The sequence below is a fragment of the Acinetobacter sp. AS167 genome (assembly GCF_037152175.1).
Taxonomy (GTDB): domain Bacteria; phylum Pseudomonadota; class Gammaproteobacteria; order Pseudomonadales; family Moraxellaceae; genus Acinetobacter.
This window is the reverse complement of the sequence record NZ_JBBCMP010000015.1, coordinates 77,556-101,356: the sequence shown is the minus strand read 5'-3', so window position 1 is coordinate 101,356 and position 23,801 is coordinate 77,556. Positions and strand designations below refer to the sequence as shown.

Genomic DNA, 23,801 nt, shown 5'->3' with positions numbered 1-23,801 from the left:
TTCTTAAAAACCAACAACCTTATCAGGCAAATTATAAGGCATGAATCCTTAAATAATTTGCTTGACAGTTAAGACGGTATCTTTTCATCTCTGAAAAGTGAGGCATCGCCTACGTAAAGGTATTTAAACTTTGAATGTAAGGTGTGGCATTGCAAGCTTTTTATCATCAAACAATTTATTTTCCATACAATTGATTTAATTAAAAATGCTAATTAAGAGAAATTATATTCTTGTATATAAGTTTTTTAATAGGTTGACTGTATGTTATGGCTATACATTGGTAGAGCTGCATCTCAAAAGATATTTTAATATTAAAATATCATCATGATTATTACGACAACAATATTCCCCTCATAAGATCAACATAAACTAATCATGAATAAATTAATCAGCCAAATATACAATCCACACACAAAACAGAGAAATTGCTTACATTCAAATCCATAATTATTGCTAAATGTTTCGTTATTCTAGCCTCAAGTTAAAGAATTCGAAGAAGCTTCGATCAGGAGTTTAAAATGAAATTACAAGCAATCCTTGGTGCAACTGTAATTGCAGCAACAATGATGACGACTGCACATGCAGGCAACTCAACCAATACAGCATTAACATCTGCACTTGGTGGTGTGGTGGGTGCTGCAATTGGGCAACAAATGGGTGGTTCAACAGGTGCGATGATTGGTTCTGCAATCGGTGGTGGTGTTGGCGCAGGCGCTTCATCAAATAAACGTGACCGTAATGGTGCGATCATCGGTGGCGCTTTAGGTAGTGCTGGTGGTTATACCGTAGGTCGTAATGTGACGGGAACTTCAACTGGTGGCTATATTGGCGCAGGTCTTGGTGCTGCAGGTGGTTCGGCATTAGGTCAAAAAGTCAGTGACGACCGTCGTTATGATGACCGCTATGACAGCCGTTATGGACGTTACAATGATCGTTATGATCGTAGCGGTTATCGTAATGTTGATTATCGCTATAATGACCGTGGATATCGCAAAGACAATGGCAATCATTATGGTCACTACAAAAACAAAAACCGTTGGAATAACTGGAAAAATTAATTTCATTGCAAAATTAATATCCAATTATTTAAATCAAGCACCTTCGGGTGCTTAATTTTTTTGGATAATAAAATCAACATCAAAAGCACTAAATATCGAAAATTTTCGATATACATTTGCACACTTATATCGTATTATTTCGATATATATTATTTTCGAGTTTAAAAATGTCGTCTTTAACAGATACCGCATTAAAGAATACGAAGTTCTCTATCCTAGAACTCGCACCTGTTCGAGAAGATCAAACAGTTGAGTTTTCACTTAAGCATGCATTACAACTTGCCCAGCATGCAGAACAGTTGGGCTTTGATCGCCTTTGGTTAGCTGAACATCATAATATGGACGGTATCGCCAGCTCCGCAACTGCTGTATTGCTGGGTTACATCTTAGCCAATACAAAAAATATTAAAGTGGGCTCGGGAGGGATTATGTTACCCAACCATGCACCTTTAGTGGTTGCTGAACAGTTTGGTACCTTGGCAACACTCTATCCAAATCGTATTGAACTCGGCTTAGGTCGTGCGCCCGGAACAGATCCAACCACCATGCGTGCATTAAGACGTGGTCGTCAAGAAACAGAAGAGCAATTTCCACAAGATGTTTTAGAAATTTTAAGCTATTTCGCCGACGCAGTGCCTCAGCAAAGAATTAAAGCAACACCAGGGCAAGGTACGCATGTGCCTGTGTGGCTTTTAGGATCGAGTCTTTTTAGCGCACAACTGGCGGCTAAATTAGGACTTCCTTATTCATTTGCCTCACATTTTGCACCGAGAATGTTAGGCCAAGCCATTCAGCTCTATCGTGAAAATTTTGAACCATCCGCCTATTTAAATAAACCGTTTGTATCTATGGGGGTTCCTACTGTCGTTGCCCAAACCGATGAGGAAGCAGAGTATCTAGCCACAAGTGTGTATCAACGTATTCTTGCATTACTGACAGGGCAAAGTTTAAAACTGAAACCGCCTATAGCAACAATGGAAGGCCGGTGGTCTGCATCAGAGAAAATTTCCGTACAAAACTTCTTAGGTATGGCGCAAATTGGCTCACCAGATACAGTGAAAAATGGTCTAAAGCAACTTTTAGAAAAATATCAGGTAGATGAATTTATTTTCACTTGCGATATTTATGATACACAGAAGCGCCTAGACAACTTTAGTTTATTGATGGATTTAAAAAAATAATACAAATCAATCATGTTTTCCTCTTTACCAAAATGAAATGACAAATTTCATTTTGGTTTTTTTTGATTAAACTGCCCTATGGCTTAAATATCCAATTGATTTAAAATACTATTTACTATTTTCCACACTTAAATTTTATTTGAATTAGCTCTCATAAATTGAAAAGATTTGCCATCTCATTTCAAATCAGCATAATAGAACATATAAAAATCAGTAAAATAGTAATAAGGAACAACAATGAACCAATATATCAATAAACCCACCCCTGCTTTTATTGCAGTCAGTTGGGTGGCTTTGCTTGCTGGTGCGGCGGCCTACTGTGTCGGTTTATTCAATGCACAAATTCTATTAAATGAAAAAGGCTATTATTTAATCCTGATCCTTTATGGTCTATTTTCTGCTGTTTCACTGCAAAAAGTTGTTCGGGATAAACTTGAAGGTCAGCAAGTGACAGCAATTTATTATGGACTGTGCTGGGCTTCCGTGGTGATCTGTATTGTTCTGCTCGCATTGGGTTTATGGAATGCGACGATGACACTCAGTGAGAAAGGCTTTTATATCATGGCTTTTTTACTTAGCCTCTTCGGTGCTGTTGCTGTACAAAAGAATATTCGAGACTTGGAATATCTCAGAACTCATTCACAGCCTGAACTGCCTCAGCCTCACCCTGTTCAGCAAGTTGAGGTTAAAGAACTAGAAACACCTGAAGATAAATTTTAATTGTTAAACAATCTATTGCTCCAAATGATAAGGCTTGTCCTTTTATGATAAGTCTTTCTTTTTATCTCAATCACTTAGCTAAATTTTCACTTTCAAAATCAAATCATTACTGCGTTGATATTTTTCATCATTCCACAATGAATATCTTTGCCAATTGATTCACAGAGATATTAAATAAAATGCAATGAAATCCTTATTTTTGATAGATTTGCTATGGCTTCAATTGACTTAGAAAAAATGTTAGATAAAGTCAAAAATACACAATGGACTTTATCCGATATTGATTGGGATGCACCAGGTCGAGAGCTGGTTACAGTCGAACAATGGCCAAAACTTAAAGACTTTATGGCAGATCTGATGTGGATTGAACATGTCGGTGCTCGTGCATTTTCAGCAATGTCAAAAAAAGCTCCAACGGCAACTTTACGTGAAATGTACGCCATCTTCCATGCTGAAGAACAACGCCATGCCAATGCAGAAATGGCGCTTATGAAACGCTGGGGAATGTTAGATGGTGATATCCCTAAACCAAATAAAAATTTACGTTTAATTATTGAATGGCTGGATACCTATGCCGATGAAATGCCTTTTTATATTTTAGGCGCAGTAATTCCCATGCTTGAAGTTGCTTTGGATGGCGCTTTATGCACCTTTTTATTGGATACTGTAGATGATCCAGTTTGCCACCAAGCCTTTGAACTGATTAATGGTGATGAAGCACGGCATTTAGGGGTAGGTTTCAGTGTGATGGAAGCACAAGGGATCAATAAAAGCGTTATTGAGCTTGCCCAAATGGCTGTAAGGGTAATCGACCCACGTTTGATGCTCGGTATTTTGGCTTACTTACCACTGATCAATAAAATGCGTGACAATGTTATTAAGCTCGGGCTTCCCGAAGAAAAATTATATGCAGCAATGAATAAATTTTCGAAAATTGGCGGAAGAACAGTAGAGGGACGCCGTAACCCGTGGTTTCAAATCATTCAATTTCATGGCAAAAATGTAGTAGATCGCAATAAGAAATGGTTCCATATTCCGATTGATGCCATGGTTAGCGTGACTGACAAGATTCCTGAAAAGTCTTTACCTAAAGTTCCAAGTTGGATATATCAATTAACATCTGAACCCACTGCGACCAATTAATATAAAAAGGAAATAATATGCTCGACAGGAAAAAGAGTCAAAATGAAGGTTTTTTTCAAAATCAGCCGGAATTTTTTAAGCATTATAAAGGTAAAATTATTGCATCTACCGAGATTAAACTCATCGATTTTACAGGTTTAAACGTGGCAATTATCGGTGCAAACCAACTTACAGTCACACATCTTAGCCATGTTTTAAACAGTGCTGAATTTGTAAAAGTTTTTCAAATCATACCCTCTTTTATCTTACCGCAAACTGAAAAAGGTGTCCAAAAGCTAATCTCACACCCTTTGATCATCAAAAACCGTCGATTATTTAATCATCGTGTTAAATCAATGTTGGCGATTCGTTATCTAGAATCGCAAGTTCAGGAACAATGGTTAAAACGTCAATTGATGCCGAACTCTGCGCTAAAGAATAAAGTCTTTTTAAAATCAGATAGCTACTATACAGCGGTGCAACGTAAAAACTGTAAATTAATCACTTGGCCAGTCGTTAAAATTACTGAGCATGCCGTACAAAGTATGGAAGGAATTGAACATTTAGTGGATGTGATTATTACTACTTACGAATAATAGGTTTAGAAGATTCGAGTTTAAGAGGCTTTTTAGCCTCTTTTATTTTTTAGATTAACTATTATTTGACAACACCACTATAACGATAACCCTGTGGAGTCTTTTGGTAACGTAAATAGTTATTGGTCAATTTTCCTGAAGCATTCACCACTAATATATCTATATTTTTTAAATCTTTTGAGATACGGATAAAATCATCAGCAGAATGTTCCCATCCCTGACAATCATTTTCAATACCAATTGAATCAAGTTTTTGAGTTTTGGTTTCAAAAATGGGTTGCGCGACAAATTTGCCGTTATTCAACACAAAGGAGTGAATCCGATAGCCCCTTGAACAGGTACTATTAATAAATAGACTGGTGACCAAATAAACATCTTGATTTTTAATTTTGACTTGCACAATTTTATCGATAAATCCAACTTGAGATAACTCTTGGGAAGCAAAAGCATTGCTTTGTTTCACTTGAATTAAACTATATGGTTCTCTCATCGTTCCCCCAGCAGAAACGTCCATCGTATAAAATTTGATTTTTCGATCAGGACTGTAATGGATATCCAGCATATTTTTCTCAGTGAGTTTTGCAAACGAATATGCAAAACTAGATGAATCATTTTTTATTTTATTTTCAATTTCACTAGAAATTTTTTCATTGTACTGATCACATTCACCACGCCCTGAACAAGTTTTTTGATAGTATTTTTCAACCAAACCATTTTCAAAGTTGCTCAATGATTCAACATTGGTTTGTTGTGCAAATATACTTTGTACACTTACAAGCATGAAAAATGAACTTATTTTTAATATCTTATTCATATAACAAATCACACTATAAAAAATAATAAACATAAAAGAAAAAGAGCCAAATTTGATTCAGCTCACTACTGTCCTTACATTACAATACACATCAAAAAACATAATAATGGATTATCCAATACGACGTTTAAGCCCAGTCATCTGTAAAACACGTGTTGAAATCTCTTCAATCGACATCTCTGAAACATTTAAATATTTAATCCCTTCAGAAATATAGATTCCCTCGACTGCGCGTAGCTCCATCTGACACTGTGAAAAGCTCGCATAGCGACTATTAGCTTTACGTTCAGAACGAATTGCGACTAAACGTTCAGCATCAATCATCAGGCCAAATAGTTTATTTTTATGCTCTTTCAATACTGCAGGTAAGCGGTTATCGTCCAAATCTTCTTCGGTCAATGGGTAGTTTGCAACCCGAATACCAAACTGTAAAGATAAATAAATTGAAGTGGGTGTTTTACCAGAACGCGATACACCGATCAAAATTAAATCAGCTTTATCATAATGGCGTGTACGTGCGCCATCATCATTATCTAAAGCAAAATGAACAGCATCAATACGTGCTTTATACGACTCAGAATCAGTCACTGCATGTGTTTGTCCGACTAAAGTTGTAGGCGGAGTACCTAAAACGTCGGACAACTTACTGATAAGCCCTTCAAAAACATCAAGATTCACAGCATTTGCAGTGTTAATAATATCTCGAACATAAGGATCAACCAAAGTATCGAATACCAAGGGTTGTTGACCATCTTTATCCGCCCTTTTATTGATTTCTTCGACCACATTCATTGCAGCTTCTTCAGAGGTAATATAGGGAATAATATGGATATCAAACTTTACATGAGGAAATTGCGCTAATAATGAATGCCCAAGGGTTTCAGCCGTAATCGCTGTACCATCAGAAATAAAAAATACGCTCCGCTTTATTTGGTTACTTTCTGACATTAAAAATCTCCTCAAACATTTGTCTTAGCGATGTATAATCTTTATAGTAAGCCCATCTTACATGACTATCACTTAGTTGAATCAAAATGCTAAGTTTTTTGTTATAATTTCATGCCAAGATAGTGATTAATACTGCATAAGTGGAGTAACAACTTTGGAAGCACGCGTAATCGGTCTGGAAAAACTAGGTAAACACGACGTTGAGATCGTGGGTGGTAAAAACTCTTCACTTGGGGAAATGATCAGTCATTTAGCAAATGCTGGCGTATCTGTTCCAGGTGGATTTGCAACGACTGCTGATGCATATCGCGAATTCCTAGAGCAAAGTGGCCTAAATGCTAAAATCAATGCAGAACTTGCAGCATTAAATGTAGATGATGTAATCGCACTTGCAGAAACTGGTGCAAAAATCCGTCAATGGATTGTAGAAACTCCACTTACTACAGGTCTAGAGACTGAAGTTCGCGAAGCATTTGCTGCCCTTTCTAATGGTAATCCTGACATTGCTGTTGCGGTACGTTCTTCTGCAACTGCTGAAGACTTACCAGATGCTTCATTTGCGGGTCAACAAGAAACGTTCTTAAACATTCGTGGAATCGACAACGTTCTCATCGCAATTAAAGAAGTTTTTGCTTCACTTTATAATGACCGTGCCATTGCTTACCGTGTACACCAAAATTTTGCACATGATATTGTTGCGCTTTCTGCTGGTATTCAGCGTATGGTTCGCTCTGAAACAGGCGCTGCAGGTGTAATGTTTACACTTGATACAGAATCTGGTTTCCGTGAAGCAGTATTTATTACTGCTTCTTACGGTTTGGGAGAAATGGTTGTACAAGGTGCAGTAAACCCTGACGAATTCTATGTTTCTAAGCCACTTCTAAGAAATGGCAAACATGCCGTCATTCGCCGTAATCTTGGTTCAAAACACCAAAAAATGATTTATGGTGAAGAAGGTGCTGCAGGTAAATCTGTTGTCGTTGTAGATGTTGAAAAAGCAGATCGTCAACAATTTGCTTTAAATGATTTAGAGCTTCAAGAACTTGCTAAACAAGCATTGATCATTGAAGAACATTATCAAGCACCTATGGATATCGAATGGGCAAAAGACGGTGATGATGATCAAATCTATATCGTTCAAGCACGCCCTGAAACGGTAAAAAGCCGTGAGAATGTCGGCACAATGGAACGTTACCTCCTTAAACAGAAAGGTACGGTTCTTTGTGAGGGTCGTTCAATTGGTCAACGTATTGGTTCTGGTAAAGTTCGTATCGTTACTTCGATTAAAGAAATGGATAAAGTACAAGAAGGTGATGTTCTTGTATCAGACATGACTGACCCAGATTGGGAACCAGTGATGAAACGTGCTGCTGCAATTGTAACTAACCGTGGTGGTCGTACTTGTCATGCTGCAATTATTGCACGTGAACTTGGTGTTCCTGCTATCGTAGGTTGTGGTAATGCAACAGAAGTGCTTGTAGATGGTCAGGAAGTCACTGTTTCTTGTGCCGAAGGTGACACAGGCTTTATTTATGAAGGTGCATTGGATTTCGAAATTCAACGTAATTCTATCGAATCTATGCCTAAACTACCGTTCAAAATTATGATGAACGTCGGTAACCCTGACCGTGCATTTGACTTTGCTCAAATTCCAAACGAAGGGATTGGTCTTGCACGTTTAGAATTCATCATCAACCGTATGATTGGTGTACATCCAAAAGCTTTGTTAAACATTGACAGCCTACCACGCGAAACACGTGCAGCAGTTCTAGCACGTACAGCAGGTTATGCATCACCGATTGAATTCTACGTTGAAAAATTGGTTGAAGGTATTTCTACACTTGCAGCCGCATTTGCTGACAAACCTGTAATTGTTCGTATGTCTGACTTTAAGTCAAATGAATACGCAAACTTGATTGGCGGTAAGCTTTACGAACCTGAAGAAGAAAACCCAATGCTTGGTTTCCGTGGTGCAAGTCGTTATGTATCTGATAACTTCCGTGACTGCTTCGAACTCGAATGTCGTGCATTGAAAAAAGCACGTGATGAAATGGGTTTAACCAACATTCAAATCATGATTCCTTTTGTACGTACAGTATCTGAAGCGAAACGTGTTATTGAATTATTGGCTCAGAATGGTCTTAGACGTGGTGAGAATGGTCTTAAAGTAATCATGATGTGTGAATTACCAACAAACGCATTACTTGCTGAACAGTTCCTTGAACACTTCGATGGATTCTCTATTGGTTCAAATGACTTAACCCAGTTAACACTTGGTTTAGACCGTGACTCTGGTATTGTTTCTCACTTATTTGATGAACGTGATCCAGCAGTTAAAGCATTACTTTCTATGGCAATTCATGCTTGCCGTAAAGCCGGTAAATATGTAGGTATCTGTGGTCAAGGTCCTTCTGATCACCCTGATCTTGCAAAATGGTTAATGGAACAAGGAATTGAATCTGTTTCATTAAACCCAGACTCAGTTTTAGATACTTGGTTCTTCCTTGCTGAAGAAAAGATTAAACAGTCTTAATCTAATCAGTTAAAAAAGACCCTCAAGCAGGGTCTTTTTTATGTACATTTTTTAAAATTTTGAATTAAGCTATATCAAAGATCTAGTTCAAATTTTCTTACTTTCAGCACAGATATCAATCACTCGATACATGATCGTAAGTTAAAGTTTTCTTCACTTAGGTTAAATGTTAGACCCAGTTTTACAATCAACCCTCTTCTACTAGATAAGTTAAATTTTCTTGATATTTTAAGATTTCGTGTAAATTTAATGTTAATACATTCAAAAATCTAGTATACATAGTGGTTTAAAAAAGTAGGTGAACAAAGTTGCGATTGTGTTCATTTTCATCTACCAATTATGTACTTTTAGATTTATTTTGAGAATTGAGTTTTATGCAAATTTACTTGGCGAGAAATAACCAACAAGCAGGTCCGTATTCAATTGAACAACTGAATCAAATGCTTGCAAGCCAGCAAGTGCTTCTAACGGATTTAGCTTGGCATCAAGGATTAACAGAATGGAAAGCGCTTGGTGAACTTACACAAGGTAAACTCGTTTATGAACCTATTGGTTATGTCTCTCCGACATTATCTACTAGTGAACAAATTGATCCTCAACAAAACCCTGCAATCAAAAATATTAAAATTGAAAAAAGTACAAAAAGAATCACTAAAGCAGCCCCAGTAGGCAAACGAATTTCAGCTAAACTTGTAGATTTTGCCCTATTATTTTTACCGCAAATTATGGCTATCGCTTACTTCATGCCAGAAGATGCGGTCAAAGTTGCTTCAGACGGTTTCTCAGTAGAAAACCAAGTTAAAATTGCAGAAATGATTAGCCAAAGTATGCCAGCTTATCTCAATATTGGTTTGATGGTATTTGTACTCATTCTCTTGATCACTCAATGTTTTATGATTACTAAATTTGGGCAATCTATTGGCAAAAAAATATTCAAACTACAGATTGTTGATGTAAATACCAATCAATTACCAGGTTCTTTAAGAGGCTTTTTTGTTCGTTCATTCTTATTTCTCATTCTGTCACAAATTATGAGTATATTGCCGCTTATCGCCATCATTTTCATTGTTGATTTGTTTATGTTTTTCTCTAAAGAGAATTATGCATTGCATGATCGTATTTCTAAAACCAAAGTTATTGATCTTTCAGAATAATTCAAATGGCGGTTATACCGCCATTTTTTAAAGCTAAACATTCAGAAATTAATAATTTATGTTTTTGTTTTCTTTATAATTCCGACTAAAAGTCTCAGGTATTTTTACATCAATATATTCATTCTCTATGTATAGCTAAGTTTGCCGATATGAGGCATAATGCCCTACAACGTAGCGGTGTCAGATCATTGAGAATGTTTTCTATTTAGAAATAATAGTCATTTTCAATCATGCGGCACTTTAATCGCTATCCCATATTTATATAGGGAATGGGACTCTTCACCGAGGTTGTAAAATGAGACAAACGACTTTAGCTGTATTGTCTTTATCTGCGATCACCGCACTCTTAACTGGGTGTGGTGGTGATATAGTACTTCTAAACTCTAAAGGTCCAGTCGCTGAAGGTCAAAGTAGCCTGATGATGACTGCGATTTACTTAATGTTATTGGTCGTAATTCCTTCGATCTTAATGGCATTGTGGTTTGGTTGGAAATATCGCGCGTCAAATAAAGATGCAGACTATAAACCTACATGGGCACACTCTACTGCGATTGAAATTGTAGTATGGGGTATCCCATGTATTATTATTGCTATTCTTGCGTATTTAACATGGTGGGGTTCACACAAATATGACCCTTATAGACCGTTAACAAATACTCAAGGTCAGATGGAAGAACATTTAAAAATTCAAGCAGTCGCTGAACAGTTTAAATGGGTGTTTATCTATCCTGAACAACAAATAGCTACAATTAACGAAGTTCGTTTCCCAGTCAATAAACCAATTGAATTTCAAATCACTTCTAACTTTACAATGAACTCTTTCTTCATTCCTAAGTTAGCAGGTCAGGTTTATGCTATGGCGGGTATGCAAACTAAGTTACATATGCTTGCAGAACACCCAAGTCCAGCAGACGGCTACCGTGGATTCTCAGCGAACTATAGCGGTTACGGCTTTACGCAAATGCGTTTTAGAGCTCATGCTGTTTCAGATGCTGACTTCAACACTTGGGTAGACGCTATTAAAGCAGGTAAAGGTACTTCAATTAATCCTGAAGCGATCCAAAAAACCACGCTTGATGCGACAGAATTTGCTACGCTCAAAGATGGTGATCGTTCTAAACACCAAATTGAAGCAATGCTGAACAATGCGCATACTCCTGAAGAAATTAAAGCTGCACACGAAGCTGAACGTAAAGGTCCATTCCCTACTAAGCCTCATCCTGTGACTTATTATTCTTCAGTTACGCCTGACTTGTTCAAAAGCATCATCAACACTTACATGAGCAACTACCATGGTGCAGACCATGCAGGCGCTGAACATGCAGGTGCTGAACATGCAACTGCTTCTGTAGGGGAATAAGACATGTCTTTGTTATTAGGTAAACTCAATTGGGATGCAATCCCTAAAGAGCCGATTGTACTTGTAACAATGGTCATTATGGCTCTTGGTGCAATTGCAGTTTTCGGTGGTATCACCTATTTCAAAAAATGGGGTTACCTCTGGAATGTATGGTTTAAATCTGTAGACCATAAAAAAATTGGTATTATGTATATTCTTGTGTCTGTTGTGATGCTACTTCGTGGCTTCGCTGATGCAATCATGATGCGTCTTCAACTGTTCCTTGCAAAAGGTGGTGGTGAAGGTTACTTACATCCCGACCATTACGATCAGATCTTCACCGCACATGGTGTAATCATGATCTTCTTCGTAGCAATGGGTCTTGTTGTTGGTATGATGAACATTACTGTACCACTTCAAATTGGTGCACGTGACGTTGCATTCCCATTATTAAACTCTGTGAGCTTCTGGTTATTTGCTGGTGCTGCTGGTTTGATGATGGTTTCTCTAGTATTAGGTGAGTTTGCTGCAACAGGTTGGATGGCATATCCACCTCTTTCTGGCATTCAATATTCTCCTGGTGTTGGTGTTGACTACTATATCTGGGCACTCCAGGTTTCTGGTCTAGGTACGCTTTTAACCGGTGTTAACTTCTTTGTTACCATCATCAAAATGCGTGCACCTGGTATGAAACTTATGGACATGCCGATCTTTACTTGGACTGCACTTTGTACAGCAGTATTGATCATTGCATCGTTCCCAGTATTGACTGCAACAATTGCAATGTTAACACTTGACCGTTACTTCGGTTTCCACTTCTTCACCAATGAGCTTGGCGGTAGCCCAATGCTCTATGTGAACTTGATTTGGACATGGGGTCACCCAGAAGTATATATCTTAGTATTACCTGCTTTTGGTCTTTACTCTGAAATCGTTTCAACGTTCTCTCGTAAAACGTTGTTCGGTTATAAATCTATGGTGTATGCAACGATTGCGATTACAGTACTTGCTTTCGTGGTATGGTTACACCACTTCTTTACCATGGGTGCTGGTGCCAACGTCAACGCGTTCTTCGGTATCATGACCATGATTATTGCGATTCCTACTGGTGTGAAAATCTTCTCATGGTTATTCACTATGTATAAGGGTCGCATTACCTTTACATCACCAATGTACTGGACACTTGGCTTCCTTGTGACTTTCGGTATCGGTGGTTTAACGGGTGTATTGATGGCTGTTCCACCAGCTGACTTCTTAGTACACAATTCGTTATTCTTGATCGCTCACTTCCATAACGTAATTATTGGTGGTGTTGTATTTGGTATGTTCGCGGGTATCACTTTCTACTGGCCAAAAATGTTTGGTTGGAAGTTAAATGAAACTTGGGGTAAAGCATCGTTTTGGTTCTGGTTCTTTGGTTTCTATTTTGCATTCATGCCACTTTATATCCTTGGTTTCATGGGTATGACACGTCGTTTGAATACATATGACAACCCTGAATGGGATCCATACTTAGCAATTGCTTTGTTTGGTGCTGTGCTTGTAGCAATCGGTATTGCTTGTTTCTTAATGCAAGTTATTGTTGGTTTCTTACAACGTCACGACAACATGGACAACACTGGCGATCCATGGGATGGCCGTGTACTTGAATGGTCTACTTCATCCCCTGCTCCGTTCTATAACTTTGCTGAAATTCCAAAAATCAATGGTATTGATACTTTCTGGAATGATAAAGAGAACGGTGTAGCGTATGCACGTCCTGAGAAATATGAAGATATTCATATGCCAACTGATCGTGCTGCTGGTTTTGTTATTGCCTTGTTCATTACAGCAATGGGCTTCGCTTTAATCTGGCATATCTGGTGGTTAGTCGTTGCAACTTTCCTTGGTGCTGTTATCAGCTTCATCGTAAGTTCATTCACTAAAAAAGTGGACTACTACGTACCTGCTGCTGAAGTAGAACGTATCGAAAACGAGCGTTATGCTTTACTTGAAAAACACTTGAAGAAGGACTAAGGATATGGCTGAAGTACTTCATCACGACAACCACGGACACGATGAACATCATCATCACGATGATACAGACATCACCGTCTTTGGTTTCTGGACATACTTGATGAGTGACTTGATTTTATTCGGTACACTCTTCATCGCGTTCGCTGTATTAAGCAGTCATATTCCGCCTGGTACTCCAAGTCCAAAAGAGTTATTTGGCGAGTCTTTAGGTTTCGTACTTGTTGAAACCTTTGCTCTCTTAATTTCTTCTGTGACTTTCGGTTTTGCGGTACTTGCTTCTTACAAGAAAAATGTAAACCAAGTGCTTATGTGGTTAATTATCACTTGGCTCTTTGGTGCAACATTCATCGGTATGGAACTTTATGAATTTAATCATTTAGTTCACGCTGGTCATGGTCCTAGCCACAGTGCGTTTTTGTCTGCGTTCTTTACCCTTGTAGGTACGCACGGTATCCACGTAACATCTGGTTTGGTATGGATGATTGTGTTAATGGTTCAAATCAAGAAAAATGGTTTGACTGTACCAAATACACGTCGTCTTGCTTGCCTAAGTTTGTTCTGGCACTTCCTTGACATCGTTTGGATCTGTGTATTCAGCGTAGTTTATTTACTGGGAGCTTTATAATGAGTCATGATCATAATGCTGCTGGTGCTTCGCACGGAAACATCAAACAATACTCTATCGGCTTCATCCTTTCTGTCGTTTTGACCATCATCCCATTCGGGATGGTGATGAAAGGAATGACTGGTGGTGCAGTTGTTGCAACGATTGCGATCACTGCGATTGCTCAGGTTCTTGTACAATTAGTTTTCTTCTTGCACATGAATTCATCTTCTGAACAACGCTGGAATGTGATTGCATTCATCTATACGATTCTGACGATTGCAGTTCTATTAATTGGTTCTGTATGGATCATGAACTACTTACATTCAAACATGATGCTCTAGGGTGTCATGTTGAAAAAATATCTATTCCTGACTAAGCCAGGAATTCTCTTTGGTAACTTCGTTACCACTTTGGGCGGCTTTTTCTTAGCCGCTCAAGGTTCTGTAGATTTCCTTTTACTTCTCATCACATTACTAGGCACTACGCTTGTCGTTGCCTCTGGCTGTGTGGTGAATAATGTCATTGACCAAGACATTGACCAAAAAATGCAACGTACAATGAATCGTGCGCTTGTCAAAAAAACCATCAGTCCAACAGTTGCTTTAATTTTTTCAGCTGTGCTCGGTTTAATTGGCTTTGCTTTGTTGTGGTTTTTTGTCAACGCCTACGCATTTGGCTTTGCTGTACTCGGCTTTGTTGTGTATGTGATTTTTTATAGTCTTTGGAGTAAACGTACCACCATTCACCAAACTGTGATTGGAAGTATTTCAGGCGCAAGCCCTCCTGTAATTGGATATACTGCTGTTTCCAACGGATTTGATGTTGCTGCTTTGCTGATTTTTTTAGCTTACGCACTTTGGCAAATGCCACATTCTTGGGGAATTGCAATCTACCGATTTGATGATTATAAAAATGCAAATATTCCAATTTTACCTGTAGCTCGTTCAATTTTTCGCACAAAAGTTGAAAGTTTAATATACGTTATTCTGTTTGCTGCAGTTTTAAATGGATTGTATTGTTTTGGCTATACCAACATCTTTTTCCTTATTACCTTTAATGCTTTATGTGCCTATTGGGTATATTTATCGATTATTGGATTTAAAGCTGAAAATGATCAGGTCTGGGCAAAAAAATATTTTTTGTATTCCGTCATTCTAATTACAGCACTCAGTGTGAGCTTTAGTTTTAGTTATGTCTCCCCTGCACCACATTTGCCACTGTTTTAAAAAAAGATAGAGTTCTCTCTATCTTTTTTTTATCTGCATAAATAAAATTAAAATATTAAAATTTTTATTATAACGATAGGCACTTTATGCTTTTTAAAAATAAAACACTGCAATATGCCTTTCTTGTTGGTTTACCTTTGGTTGTTTATCCAACTTCTAGTTTTGCGGGCGCTGCAGAAGAAGTCGCATCACCAACTTTTGACCTAAACAACAATCAATATCGTATATTAAACCTCCCCATACTCTATCCAGCCAATGACAATAGAACCAACATGATGCTACTGCTAAGTGACAAAGGTTTAGCAAGTATCAAAGCATTTGAAGTTGATAAAATGAGTTTATGGGATACTTCTAGTGGCATAGTTCCTTTTTACCCTACTGACTTAACTCAAGCATCTGAAAATAAGATTCCAAATAAACGTGCTTTTTACGATGCAAATGATCACGTCTATGATGAACGCTGTATAACACTAAAATCTGGTACTGAAGTTTTTCTTCAACAGGTTTCAAATCACAAGAAAATATCTCAAGACGAAAAAAGCAGCTTGTTAGAACAACGAAATCAGATCAAAAATTGTCAACAAAGTATTCCACTGATTCAAGTCAATTCACAATGGACACAGCCCGCTCAACAGTATGCTTCTTATTTAAATGGGATTATTTTATTTTACAAAGCTAACTATTCCTCAGCAACTAAAATATTTACAGCCTTAAGCCAAGTTGATGACCCTTGGTTAAAAGAAACAGCTCAATACATGCTCATCCGCACATCATTAAATGAGCTGTATAGCCAGTCATTAGGAAGTTACGGTGATTTAGATACTCTGAAAGCTGATCAAGCACTTCTTAAAACTTTTTTCAATCGCATTACTGATTATTTTAAACTTTACCCTAAAGGCCAATACGTAGCCAGTGCCAGAGGATTTTTACGCCGAGGCTACTGGATTGCTAATCAACAAGATGCTCTAGTCAAAGAGATGATTTGGCAGATGGATCACCCAAAATCAGATTATTACAATCTCGATATGTCCACATTGGCAGCCGAAATAGATCGCAAGGTATTTGGTTTAGAAAACTTCAACGCAAAAACACTCAACGATCCTTTCTTTTTAGCTATCTATGATCTGATGCATATGCGTCAGAGTGATTCTAAGCAGTACCAGCCAATTAGTTGGTCCGAGTTAAATGCACAAAAAACTGTATTTAAGGAACAACCTGAGCTGTTCCGTTATTTACAAGCTGTTCATTTATATTTTATTCAGAAAAAACCACAAGATGCGTTAAATTATTTACCGAAACAAAAAACCAATTCTATTCAAAATTATTTAGAACTCAGCCAATATACGCTTAAAGGGGTCATTCTTGAAAAAAGTAGTGATAAAAATCTGGTTGAACAATATTGGAACCATTTACTCGCAATTTCTGCTAATCCTTATCAAAAAACTTTGGCAGAAGTCGCCCTAGCGATTCACTATAAAAACACCAATAACCAAAATGCCTTTTTAGGAAATCATTCAAAAATCAAACAAGCAACCTTACAGAAAGCATTCATTACTCAAATTTCCGATGTCAAAGCTTTGCAAAGTATCATTATTGCCAAAGACAGTTCAGTTGATAAAAAGAATCTGGCTTTATATACATTACTAGATAAAAGCTTAATGACTCAAAACTATGCGGTATTCAATAAAGCCTTTACCACATGGTTACCTCAAGATGCCTCAGAATACAAAGCATATAACAGCAAAATTAACGCTTATAAGTCAGAACCCCGCTTCGAAGTTTTTGTTTGGAATGGTCATGAAATTACACCAACGCTCAAATGCCCTAAATTAAGCACCTTAACAGCTGGTTTAGAAAAAAATCCAAAAAATTTAACTTATCGTTTATGCCTAGGCGAATATATGCGTAATCAAGGCACTGCTTTAGAAATTTTTATGGTGACTATTACTATGGTCCAAGTTTTAACCAGCCGAAAAATGCCTTTACAGGTGAAACTTTTAGTCGTGGTGAAGTCTATAAAGAAATTATTAAATCAAATTCTAAAAGTGAATTACAAGCTTATGCACTTTATCGCGCTGTTATGTGTTATTCGCCGAGTAGTATAAATGTCTGTGGTGGAAAAGACGCCACAAAATCCACACGTAAACAATGGTACACACAAATTAAACGTGACTATCCAAATACCACATGGGCAAAATCTTTAAAATATTATTGGTAGCTTATTGATGCTTAAACAGTTTTTCTCGGCTCTACTGACAATCCAATGTTGTTTAGGATTAATGGCATGTCAACCGAGTCAATCAGCGGTAACCTCCGATCAGGTCAATGCAAATGACTATGATGCCTTTTGGATTTGGGGAAATATCAAGTCTACGCCTTATTTAAGTAATGCAAAGGAAATCTATATTTTACAAGGTGAAGTTAGGCTAGAGAAAAGTTCCAACCATTCTATCTTGATCCAACAAGGCATTTCTGTGGTTAAAATTCCACATCAGAAAATATGGTTGGTTTTTCGAAATCATCATTTAAATTGGCAAAGCACTGAAATAGAAAATATTTTACAACGCGTCCTACAATGGGAAAGCGCAGGCAATCACATTCAAGGTATTCAAATTGACTTTGATGTACCAACTAAAAATTTAAAAGCGTATGGCTTATTTCTACAACAGCTTAGAAAGCAGTTACCACAACATTATCAACTTAGCATCACCAGTTTGATGGATTGGGGCAATCTTCGCGATCCAGATACACTTAGGCTATTTAGAGAAAATATTGATGAAATGGTGATTCAAACCTATCAAGGCTCTACCACTATTCCAAATTATCAGGCTTATTTGACTAAGGCTTCAACATTGAAACTGCCTTATAAAATTGGTTTGGTACAACATGGTAAATGGGATCACCAACTTAGATTTGATACTGACCCAAATTTTAAGGGCTTTGTGGTATTTTTATTACGACAAAATAATCGTGAATTAATCCAATAAATATGTGATGGCATCTACATCAATCAAAATCGAATATTTGCACAATAAATAAATTCATGCTTTTATTTTAGTAATTTAACTTCTAATTGACTAACCAAATTAACTTCCAAAAAAAACTGAATCATGCTCAAACCGAGCAAATAACTCATCCATTTTTCCCGCATATTTCATATCAAGTTGATGCCATAATTTTTTCGGAAGTGGAATAAATTCTAATGTGTCGGAACCATCAGAAGCTTTGCAGAAACGGATTTCATACTCAGGTTGTAAAATTTCATTGAGTGCCCGTAGTGTGGTATCACGATCAGCACCTTTTCCTTGATAAGGGATCAACAATGATTTTTCACCATAATGAATTGTGATACTAAAACCTTGTTGATTATCAGCATCTTCAAGTTCAGCAGACAATTGTCCAGTTTCTAAAATGTTTTCACAATAGCCAATAATTGCATCATCCTCTTCTCTCCAATCCACCACCATGACAATATCATAACGACCATCAAAAACATCAAAGTAGAAATTTTGTGTAGGATTTTCAATATAAGATTCAATGGTTTCAAGTTTTTCAGCGCTGTAGTTTGTCATTTTAGCTATCCATACTTTTATTCATTTTCAATCTAAATAGGTACAAGATGAAATTCAATCTCGCATCTGTAAAATTTTAGTGGTTATTCCAATAAATATTTGAATATTAAATTGTGTTTGTGCGCAAACTTTCCTATAATAAGCCCTCGCAATTTTTGCGGCACAATCTATTGGCTTTTAAACTGTTGTTTAAAGCTTATGCTGATTGTGACTCCTTGCTTCAATCTTTTTAAGGTTGGGGCTGTATAAACCGTAAGGAGCTGACAATGCGTCACTACGAAATCGTAATTCTGGTACACCCAGACCAAAGCGATCAAGTTGTGGGAATGGTAGAACGCTACATTTCTCACATCAAAGATGCTGAAGGTCAAATTCACCGTCTTGAAGATTGGGGCCGCCGCCAATTGGCTTACCCAATTAACAAAATCCATAAAGCGCACTACATTTTAATGAATCTTGAATGTAATCAAACTACGCTTAATGAATTAGAAGAATTGTTCCGTTATAACGATGCAATCCTTCGTAACGTGATTATCCGTCGTGAAAACGCCATCACTGAAGAATCTTTACTCGCTAAGAGTGCTGAAGAAAAACGTGCGCGTAAAGCTCAACGTGAAGAAGCACAACAAGCTCAAGATTCTGTTGAAGCATAAGGAGAACATCAATGGCACGTTTTTACCGTCGTCGCAAGTTCTGCCGCTTTACAGCTGAGAACGTTACGTACATCGACTACAAAGATATCGACACTTTAAAACAGTACATCACTGAAAACGGCAAGATTGTTCCTAGCCGTATTACAGGTACTAAAGCTCGTTACCAACGTCAATTAGCGCTTGCTATTAAACAAGCTCGCTACTTAGCGTTGATTCCTTACACTGACAATCATAAGTGAGGTTGAGCCGTGGATATTATTTTATTACAACGCATTAAAAACCTTGGTAAATTAGGCGATAAAGTTTCAGTTAAAGCTGGTTACGGCCGTAACTACCTTATCCCTCAAGGTAAAGCAGTTGCAGCGACTGAAGCGAATACTGCTGCTTTTGAAGCTCGTCGTGCAGAACTTGAGAAAGGTGAAGCTGAAGTTTTAGCTGCTGCTCAAGCACGTGCTGACCAATTGAACGAAGTAAATATCGTTATCACCGCGAAAGCTGGTGATGAAGGTAAATTATTCGGTTCAATCGGTACTCGTGATATCGCTGACGCGTTAACAAATGCTGGTCTTGTTGTTGACCGTGCTGAAGTTCGTTTACCGAACGGTGCACTTCGTCACACTGGCGAATTTAACATCGCAATCCAATTGCATCATGATGTTACTGCTGAAGTTCTCGTTACAATCGTATCTGAGTAATTTCTTGCAGAAAAAAAGAGCATACTTTTGTATGCTCTTTTTTTATCTTTAAATTTTACCTCGGATCAGCTGAAATTGTTTCTAGTTGATTCATTCCCCTACTTATCGGTATTACTGTTAGATACTTTTAGTATTTTGCATTAAGATAAGTGAGTACTTCAGTACACACGTACATTACGTAAATAATGTTTTTGCACGATTTAAAAATCAAGGTTTTATATGTCTCAGGCAACTGCCACAGCTCAACAGAATCCCTTCAGCACTGATGCAAAAAATAAAGATAATGCACAGTTAAAAGAGTTTCGTACGCCTCCTCATAACTTGGCAATTGAACAAGCTGTACTGGCTGCATTGATGACGGTTGCTGAGTCTTTTGAACAAGTCAGTGACGCTTTGAATGAAACTGATTTTTATGCAACACGTCACAAATATATCTTCCGTGCAATTGAAAAACTGGCACAAGAAAATTCTCCGTATGATGCAGTTTTAGTTAACGATTGGCTGATTAAGCAAAACTTGCTTGATGCAATTGGCGGTGAAGAGTATTTAATGCAGTTAATGTCAGATTCGCCTTCGAGTTTCTATAACTTAGAAACCTATGCCGGGAAAATCAAAGAATTTTCAACCTTAAGAAGCATGATTAAAGTAGGCAATGAAATCCTGCAAAATGCTTATGACACCAAAGGTCGTGAAGTGAGTGAAATTCTTGATCTTGCTGAAACCAATATTTTCTCTATTGCAGAACAACATAATAACAATGCCAAAGCACAAGGGCCAAAAGCCATTACCTCAGTTGTAGCAGACGTTTTTGATAAGTTAAATGAACTTTCTCAAATGGAAGGTAATATCACTGGTTTAACCACAGGTTTTATGGAGTTAGACAATAAAACCTCTGGTATGCAAGCTGGTGATATGATCATTGTTGCTGCACGTCCGTCGATGGGTAAAACAACCTTTGCCATGAACCTTGTAGAAAGTGTGTTATTTAACTGTGATCTGCCAGCACTGGTTTTCTCTATGGAGATGCCAGCAGACTCTATCGCCATGCGTCTCATTTCAGCATACGGTAAAGTCCATCAAGGGCATTTACGTTCAGGTAAACTTGATGGCGATGAATGGTCTAAAGTCACAGGAACCATTTTACAGCTACAAGAAAAACACCTTTATATTGATGATTCATCTGCACTGCCACCAACGGAACTTCGAGCACGTGCACGACGTATTGCCAAACAACATGGTGGCAAGCTGGGTTGTATCATGATCGATTATCTACAATTGATGAAAGTGCCAGGCATGGGTGATAACCGTGTCGGTGAGATTGGTGAAATTTCACGAAGCTTAAAAGCCCTTGCCAAGGAAATGATGTGCCCTGTTATTGCACTATCACAGCTTAACCGTTCTTTGGAAAACCGTCCAAATAAACGTCCGGTAATGTCCGACTTACGTGAATCAGGTGCAATCGAGCAGGATGCCGATTTAATTATGTTTATTTACCGTGATGAAGTTTATAACAAAGAGTCGAAAGAAGCAGGCACTGCTGAAATTATCATTGGTAAACAACGTAATGGCCCGATCGGGACTGTGCGTTTAGCCTTTGAAGGTCAATACACGCGCTTTAGTAATCTATCGCCTGAGTATTATGCGCAATATCAAGATGAAGAATAATATTAATCAATAGAATTAGCATCAATTAACACAGCTGTAGAGATGAGATTTTAATCTTCAAATCTTAGAACTTAAAGTCTCTCTCAACGTTTCAATATTCTTAGTCCATTCATCATAATCATCTGAATCTTGCCAAAGCTCATCCAATTCAGAGTTTTCACTGGTCAATAATAATAATGCAGTCAATGCTTTTGGAATAAGTGCATAATTGACATTGTTTTTATTCTGTTCAAGCCATTTTTCTACAGGTTCAGGATAATATTCATTTTCTTCAATTCCTTCACCAAATGATTTAGCTAAAACATCTGCCGCAGCATGTGCAATACAACCAATATCGGCATCGATAAACTCTTCGGTTGCCATATCAATCATTTCATCGAAGGCTTGTTCAATGACAACATGTCCATCACGCTCTTTAAACTCATAGGCCCAATCACTTGCAGTATCATTTCCAAATGGTTCATGTGACCATGTTCCCATACACCCTCCGAAATAAATCCTTAAATTTAAATATAAAATGTACGATTTTATTTAAAAAAGAAAGAGCTATATCTTTACAAATTATGTGCAAAGCACTTAGCAAAAATTTTATCGATACAAAATCAATAAACCATTCAAAACACAAATGTTTATGTTTATTTAAAGCTGATAGGACTACAATATTTAGCGTTTTAAAGCTGCACTTTTTTTAAAATTAGGCTTTTATCTCTATTTATGCGATTTAGCATTATTCAATCTTTGCCATTCCTCAGGAGTAACTAGGGTGCGTCAAGCAACAGTTTATATTGACAGTGAAGCACTGCAATATAATTTAAACCGAGTCAAACAACTTGCACCAAGCGCTAAAATTGTCAGTATGGTTAAAGCCAATGCATATGGACATGGCGTCAAGGACTGTTTAGCCGCCTTAAATGCGACTGATGCCTTTGGTGTCGCCAGCCTTGCTGAAGCCTTAGAGATTCGAGCATTAGGCTATCAACAACCGATTACTCTCATCGAAGGTATTTTCAGTGCAGATGAAATGATCACTGCCGTTGAAAACAATGTTGAAGTCGTTGTACATCATCAGCCACAATTGGCTTGGTTGCGTGCACATAAAAAACAATATATCGACAAAGGTTTAAAAGTTTGGGTAAAACTCAATAGCGGTATGAACCGATTGGGTTTTAAGTTTGCTGAAATTATTGAAGTGATTCAATCACTCAAAGCAGAAGGTTTTACCTGTGTGCTGACTATGCATTTTGCCAATGCAGATGCGGATCATCACCCGTTAAATGAACAACAGAAAGATCAATTATTACAGGTAAAAGCTGCTTGTGAACCGATCTTAGCTTCATGCTGCAATTCTGCTGCTATTTTTAAATGGCCTGAACTGAATTTTGATTTTGTACGTCCAGGTATCATGCTTTACGGCGCGTCTCCCTTTGCAGATCGAAGCATTGCTGAATTAGACATCAAACCTGTCATGAGCTTTACCGCTGAAATCATTGCACTCAATCATATTAAAGCAGATGAATCTGTAGGCTATGGCTCTACATTTGTTGCCAAAAGTGATATGGATATTGCCATTGTTTCGATAGGCTATGGAGATGGTTATCCGCGTGCTTTTCCTCGACAAAATTATGTCAGCATCAATGGGCAAATGACAGCAATCATTGGCCGTGTAGCAATGGATATGATCGCAATTGATGTCACTGGCTTAGACGCACCGCTAGGAACAGTCGTTGAACTGTGGGGCAAAGATCGTTTGGTTGATGATGTGGCTGCTGCCAATGGTACGATTGGTTATGAGTTACTCTGTCGTATGAGTGCTCGCCCTATCCGTAAAAAACTTTAAGCACTGATTTTCTATTCAAAATAAAAATCCAAGCCATCGCTTGGATTTTTTTGAATCGATTTTAT

General features: G+C 37.6%; 23 protein-coding genes. 19 read left to right on the top strand and 4 right to left on the bottom strand.

Annotation, left to right across the window (positions count from 1 at the left end; translation table 11 throughout):
* Window positions 1-518 precede the first annotated feature (518 nt).
* The 5 genes from WFN33_RS18415 to WFN33_RS18395 all read left to right on the top strand — a co-directional run bounded on the left by WFN33_RS18415 (window position 519) and on the right by WFN33_RS18395 (window position 4,677).
* On the top strand, window positions 519-1,058 hold the full coding sequence (locus WFN33_RS18415; protein ID WP_056512651.1) for a glycine zipper domain-containing protein: 540 nt from the start codon (window positions 519-521) through the stop codon (window positions 1,056-1,058).
* Window positions 1,059-1,225: 167 nt separating this feature from the next.
* Window positions 1,226-2,239: an LLM class flavin-dependent oxidoreductase gene (locus WFN33_RS18410; protein ID WP_336954478.1), complete on the top strand. Its 1,014-nt coding sequence runs from the start codon at window positions 1,226-1,228 to the stop codon at window positions 2,237-2,239.
* A gap of 237 nt (window positions 2,240-2,476) precedes the next feature.
* Window positions 2,477-2,959: an inner membrane protein YiaA gene (gene yiaA / locus WFN33_RS18405; RefSeq protein ID WP_336954477.1), complete on the top strand. Its 483-nt coding sequence runs from the start codon at window positions 2,477-2,479 to the stop codon at window positions 2,957-2,959.
* 213 nt (window positions 2,960-3,172) lie between these two features.
* Window positions 3,173-4,102, top strand: coding sequence for a ferritin-like domain-containing protein (locus WFN33_RS18400; RefSeq protein WP_336954475.1), 930 nt, complete (start codon window positions 3,173-3,175; stop codon window positions 4,100-4,102).
* A gap of 17 nt (window positions 4,103-4,119) precedes the next feature.
* Window positions 4,120-4,677, top strand: a complete 558-nt coding sequence (locus WFN33_RS18395; RefSeq protein WP_336954474.1) for a flavoprotein — start codon at window positions 4,120-4,122, stop codon at window positions 4,675-4,677.
* A gap of 61 nt (window positions 4,678-4,738) precedes the next feature.
* Here WFN33_RS18395 and WFN33_RS18390 read toward each other — a convergent pair whose 3' ends face one another.
* Both WFN33_RS18390 and ppsR read right to left on the bottom strand, forming a co-directional pair.
* A complete protein-coding gene (locus tag WFN33_RS18390; RefSeq protein ID WP_336954472.1) occupies window positions 4,739-5,458 on the bottom strand; it encodes a hypothetical protein in 720 nt (239 codons plus the stop codon).
* A 144-nt stretch (window positions 5,459-5,602) separates the two neighbouring features.
* Window positions 5,603-6,439, bottom strand: coding sequence for a posphoenolpyruvate synthetase regulatory kinase/phosphorylase PpsR (ppsR, locus tag WFN33_RS18385; RefSeq protein WP_004719361.1), 837 nt, complete (start codon window positions 6,437-6,439; stop codon window positions 5,603-5,605).
* Between the two features lie 154 nt (window positions 6,440-6,593).
* On the opposite strand from ppsR, the gene ppsA reads away from it, so the two are divergent.
* From ppsA to WFN33_RS18340, 9 genes are all read left to right on the top strand, one after another.
* Entirely contained in the window at window positions 6,594-8,972 is a 2,379-nt protein-coding gene (ppsA, locus tag WFN33_RS18380; protein ID WP_056512635.1) for a phosphoenolpyruvate synthase, read from the top strand.
* 374 nt (window positions 8,973-9,346) lie between these two features.
* Window positions 9,347-10,126, top strand: coding sequence for an RDD family protein (locus WFN33_RS18375; protein ID WP_336954470.1), 780 nt, complete (start codon window positions 9,347-9,349; stop codon window positions 10,124-10,126).
* A 295-nt stretch (window positions 10,127-10,421) separates the two neighbouring features.
* On the top strand, window positions 10,422-11,486 hold the full coding sequence (gene cyoA, locus WFN33_RS18370; protein WP_336954469.1) for a ubiquinol oxidase subunit II: 1,065 nt from the start codon (window positions 10,422-10,424) through the stop codon (window positions 11,484-11,486).
* 3 nt (window positions 11,487-11,489) lie between these two features.
* Window positions 11,490-13,481, top strand: coding sequence for a cytochrome o ubiquinol oxidase subunit I (gene cyoB / locus WFN33_RS18365; RefSeq protein ID WP_004719352.1), 1,992 nt, complete (start codon window positions 11,490-11,492; stop codon window positions 13,479-13,481).
* Between the two features lie 4 nt (window positions 13,482-13,485).
* A complete protein-coding gene (gene cyoC / locus WFN33_RS18360; RefSeq protein WP_056512630.1) occupies window positions 13,486-14,106 on the top strand; it encodes a cytochrome o ubiquinol oxidase subunit III in 621 nt (206 codons plus the stop codon).
* Complete coding sequence (cyoD, locus tag WFN33_RS18355) at window positions 14,103-14,429, top strand: cytochrome o ubiquinol oxidase subunit IV (protein WP_171066910.1); 327 nt, start codon at window positions 14,103-14,105, stop codon at window positions 14,427-14,429. Before cyoC ends, cyoD begins: the two co-directional genes overlap by 4 nt.
* A gap of 6 nt (window positions 14,430-14,435) precedes the next feature.
* Window positions 14,436-15,314, top strand: coding sequence for a heme o synthase (cyoE, locus tag WFN33_RS18350; RefSeq protein WP_004719345.1), 879 nt, complete (start codon window positions 14,436-14,438; stop codon window positions 15,312-15,314).
* 86 nt (window positions 15,315-15,400) lie between these two features.
* Entirely contained in the window at window positions 15,401-17,419 is a 2,019-nt protein-coding gene (locus tag WFN33_RS18345; RefSeq protein WP_336954468.1) for a hypothetical protein, read from the top strand.
* A 120-nt stretch (window positions 17,420-17,539) separates the two neighbouring features.
* Window positions 17,540-18,301, top strand: a complete 762-nt coding sequence (locus WFN33_RS18340; protein WP_336954467.1) for a DUF3142 domain-containing protein — start codon at window positions 17,540-17,542, stop codon at window positions 18,299-18,301.
* Window positions 18,302-18,400: 99 nt separating this feature from the next.
* Here the strand turns inward: WFN33_RS18340 and WFN33_RS18335 are convergent, their stop codons facing one another.
* Window positions 18,401-18,886 carry a hypothetical protein gene (locus tag WFN33_RS18335; protein WP_336954466.1) on the bottom strand — a complete coding sequence of 162 codons (486 nt, stop codon included), beginning with the start codon at window positions 18,884-18,886 and terminating at the stop codon, window positions 18,401-18,403.
* Between the two features lie 266 nt (window positions 18,887-19,152).
* Here WFN33_RS18335 and rpsF point away from each other — a divergent pair, with 266 nt between their 5' ends.
* The 4 genes from rpsF (at window position 19,153) to dnaB (ending at window position 21,899) form a co-directional block, all read left to right on the top strand.
* Entirely contained in the window at window positions 19,153-19,539 is a 387-nt protein-coding gene (gene rpsF / locus WFN33_RS18330; RefSeq protein WP_336954464.1) for a 30S ribosomal protein S6, read from the top strand.
* A gap of 11 nt (window positions 19,540-19,550) precedes the next feature.
* The gene (rpsR, locus tag WFN33_RS18325; RefSeq protein ID WP_004719336.1) at window positions 19,551-19,778 is read left to right on the top strand and encodes a 30S ribosomal protein S18; all 228 of its coding nucleotides are present in this window, start codon (window positions 19,551-19,553) and stop codon (window positions 19,776-19,778) included.
* 9 nt (window positions 19,779-19,787) lie between these two features.
* On the top strand, window positions 19,788-20,234 hold the full coding sequence (gene rplI, locus WFN33_RS18320; protein ID WP_004719333.1) for a 50S ribosomal protein L9: 447 nt from the start codon (window positions 19,788-19,790) through the stop codon (window positions 20,232-20,234).
* 219 nt (window positions 20,235-20,453) lie between these two features.
* Window positions 20,454-21,899 carry a replicative DNA helicase gene (dnaB, locus tag WFN33_RS18315; protein WP_336954462.1) on the top strand — a complete coding sequence of 482 codons (1,446 nt, stop codon included), beginning with the start codon at window positions 20,454-20,456 and terminating at the stop codon, window positions 21,897-21,899.
* 57 nt (window positions 21,900-21,956) lie between these two features.
* Here the strand turns inward: dnaB and WFN33_RS18310 are convergent, their stop codons facing one another.
* Window positions 21,957-22,379 carry a DUF4259 domain-containing protein gene (locus WFN33_RS18310; RefSeq protein ID WP_336954461.1) on the bottom strand — a complete coding sequence of 141 codons (423 nt, stop codon included), beginning with the start codon at window positions 22,377-22,379 and terminating at the stop codon, window positions 21,957-21,959.
* Between the two features lie 283 nt (window positions 22,380-22,662).
* Here WFN33_RS18310 and alr point away from each other — a divergent pair, with 283 nt between their 5' ends.
* Complete coding sequence (gene alr, locus WFN33_RS18305; RefSeq protein WP_336954459.1) at window positions 22,663-23,736, top strand: alanine racemase; 1,074 nt, start codon at window positions 22,663-22,665, stop codon at window positions 23,734-23,736.
* Window positions 23,737-23,801 lie beyond the last annotated feature (65 nt).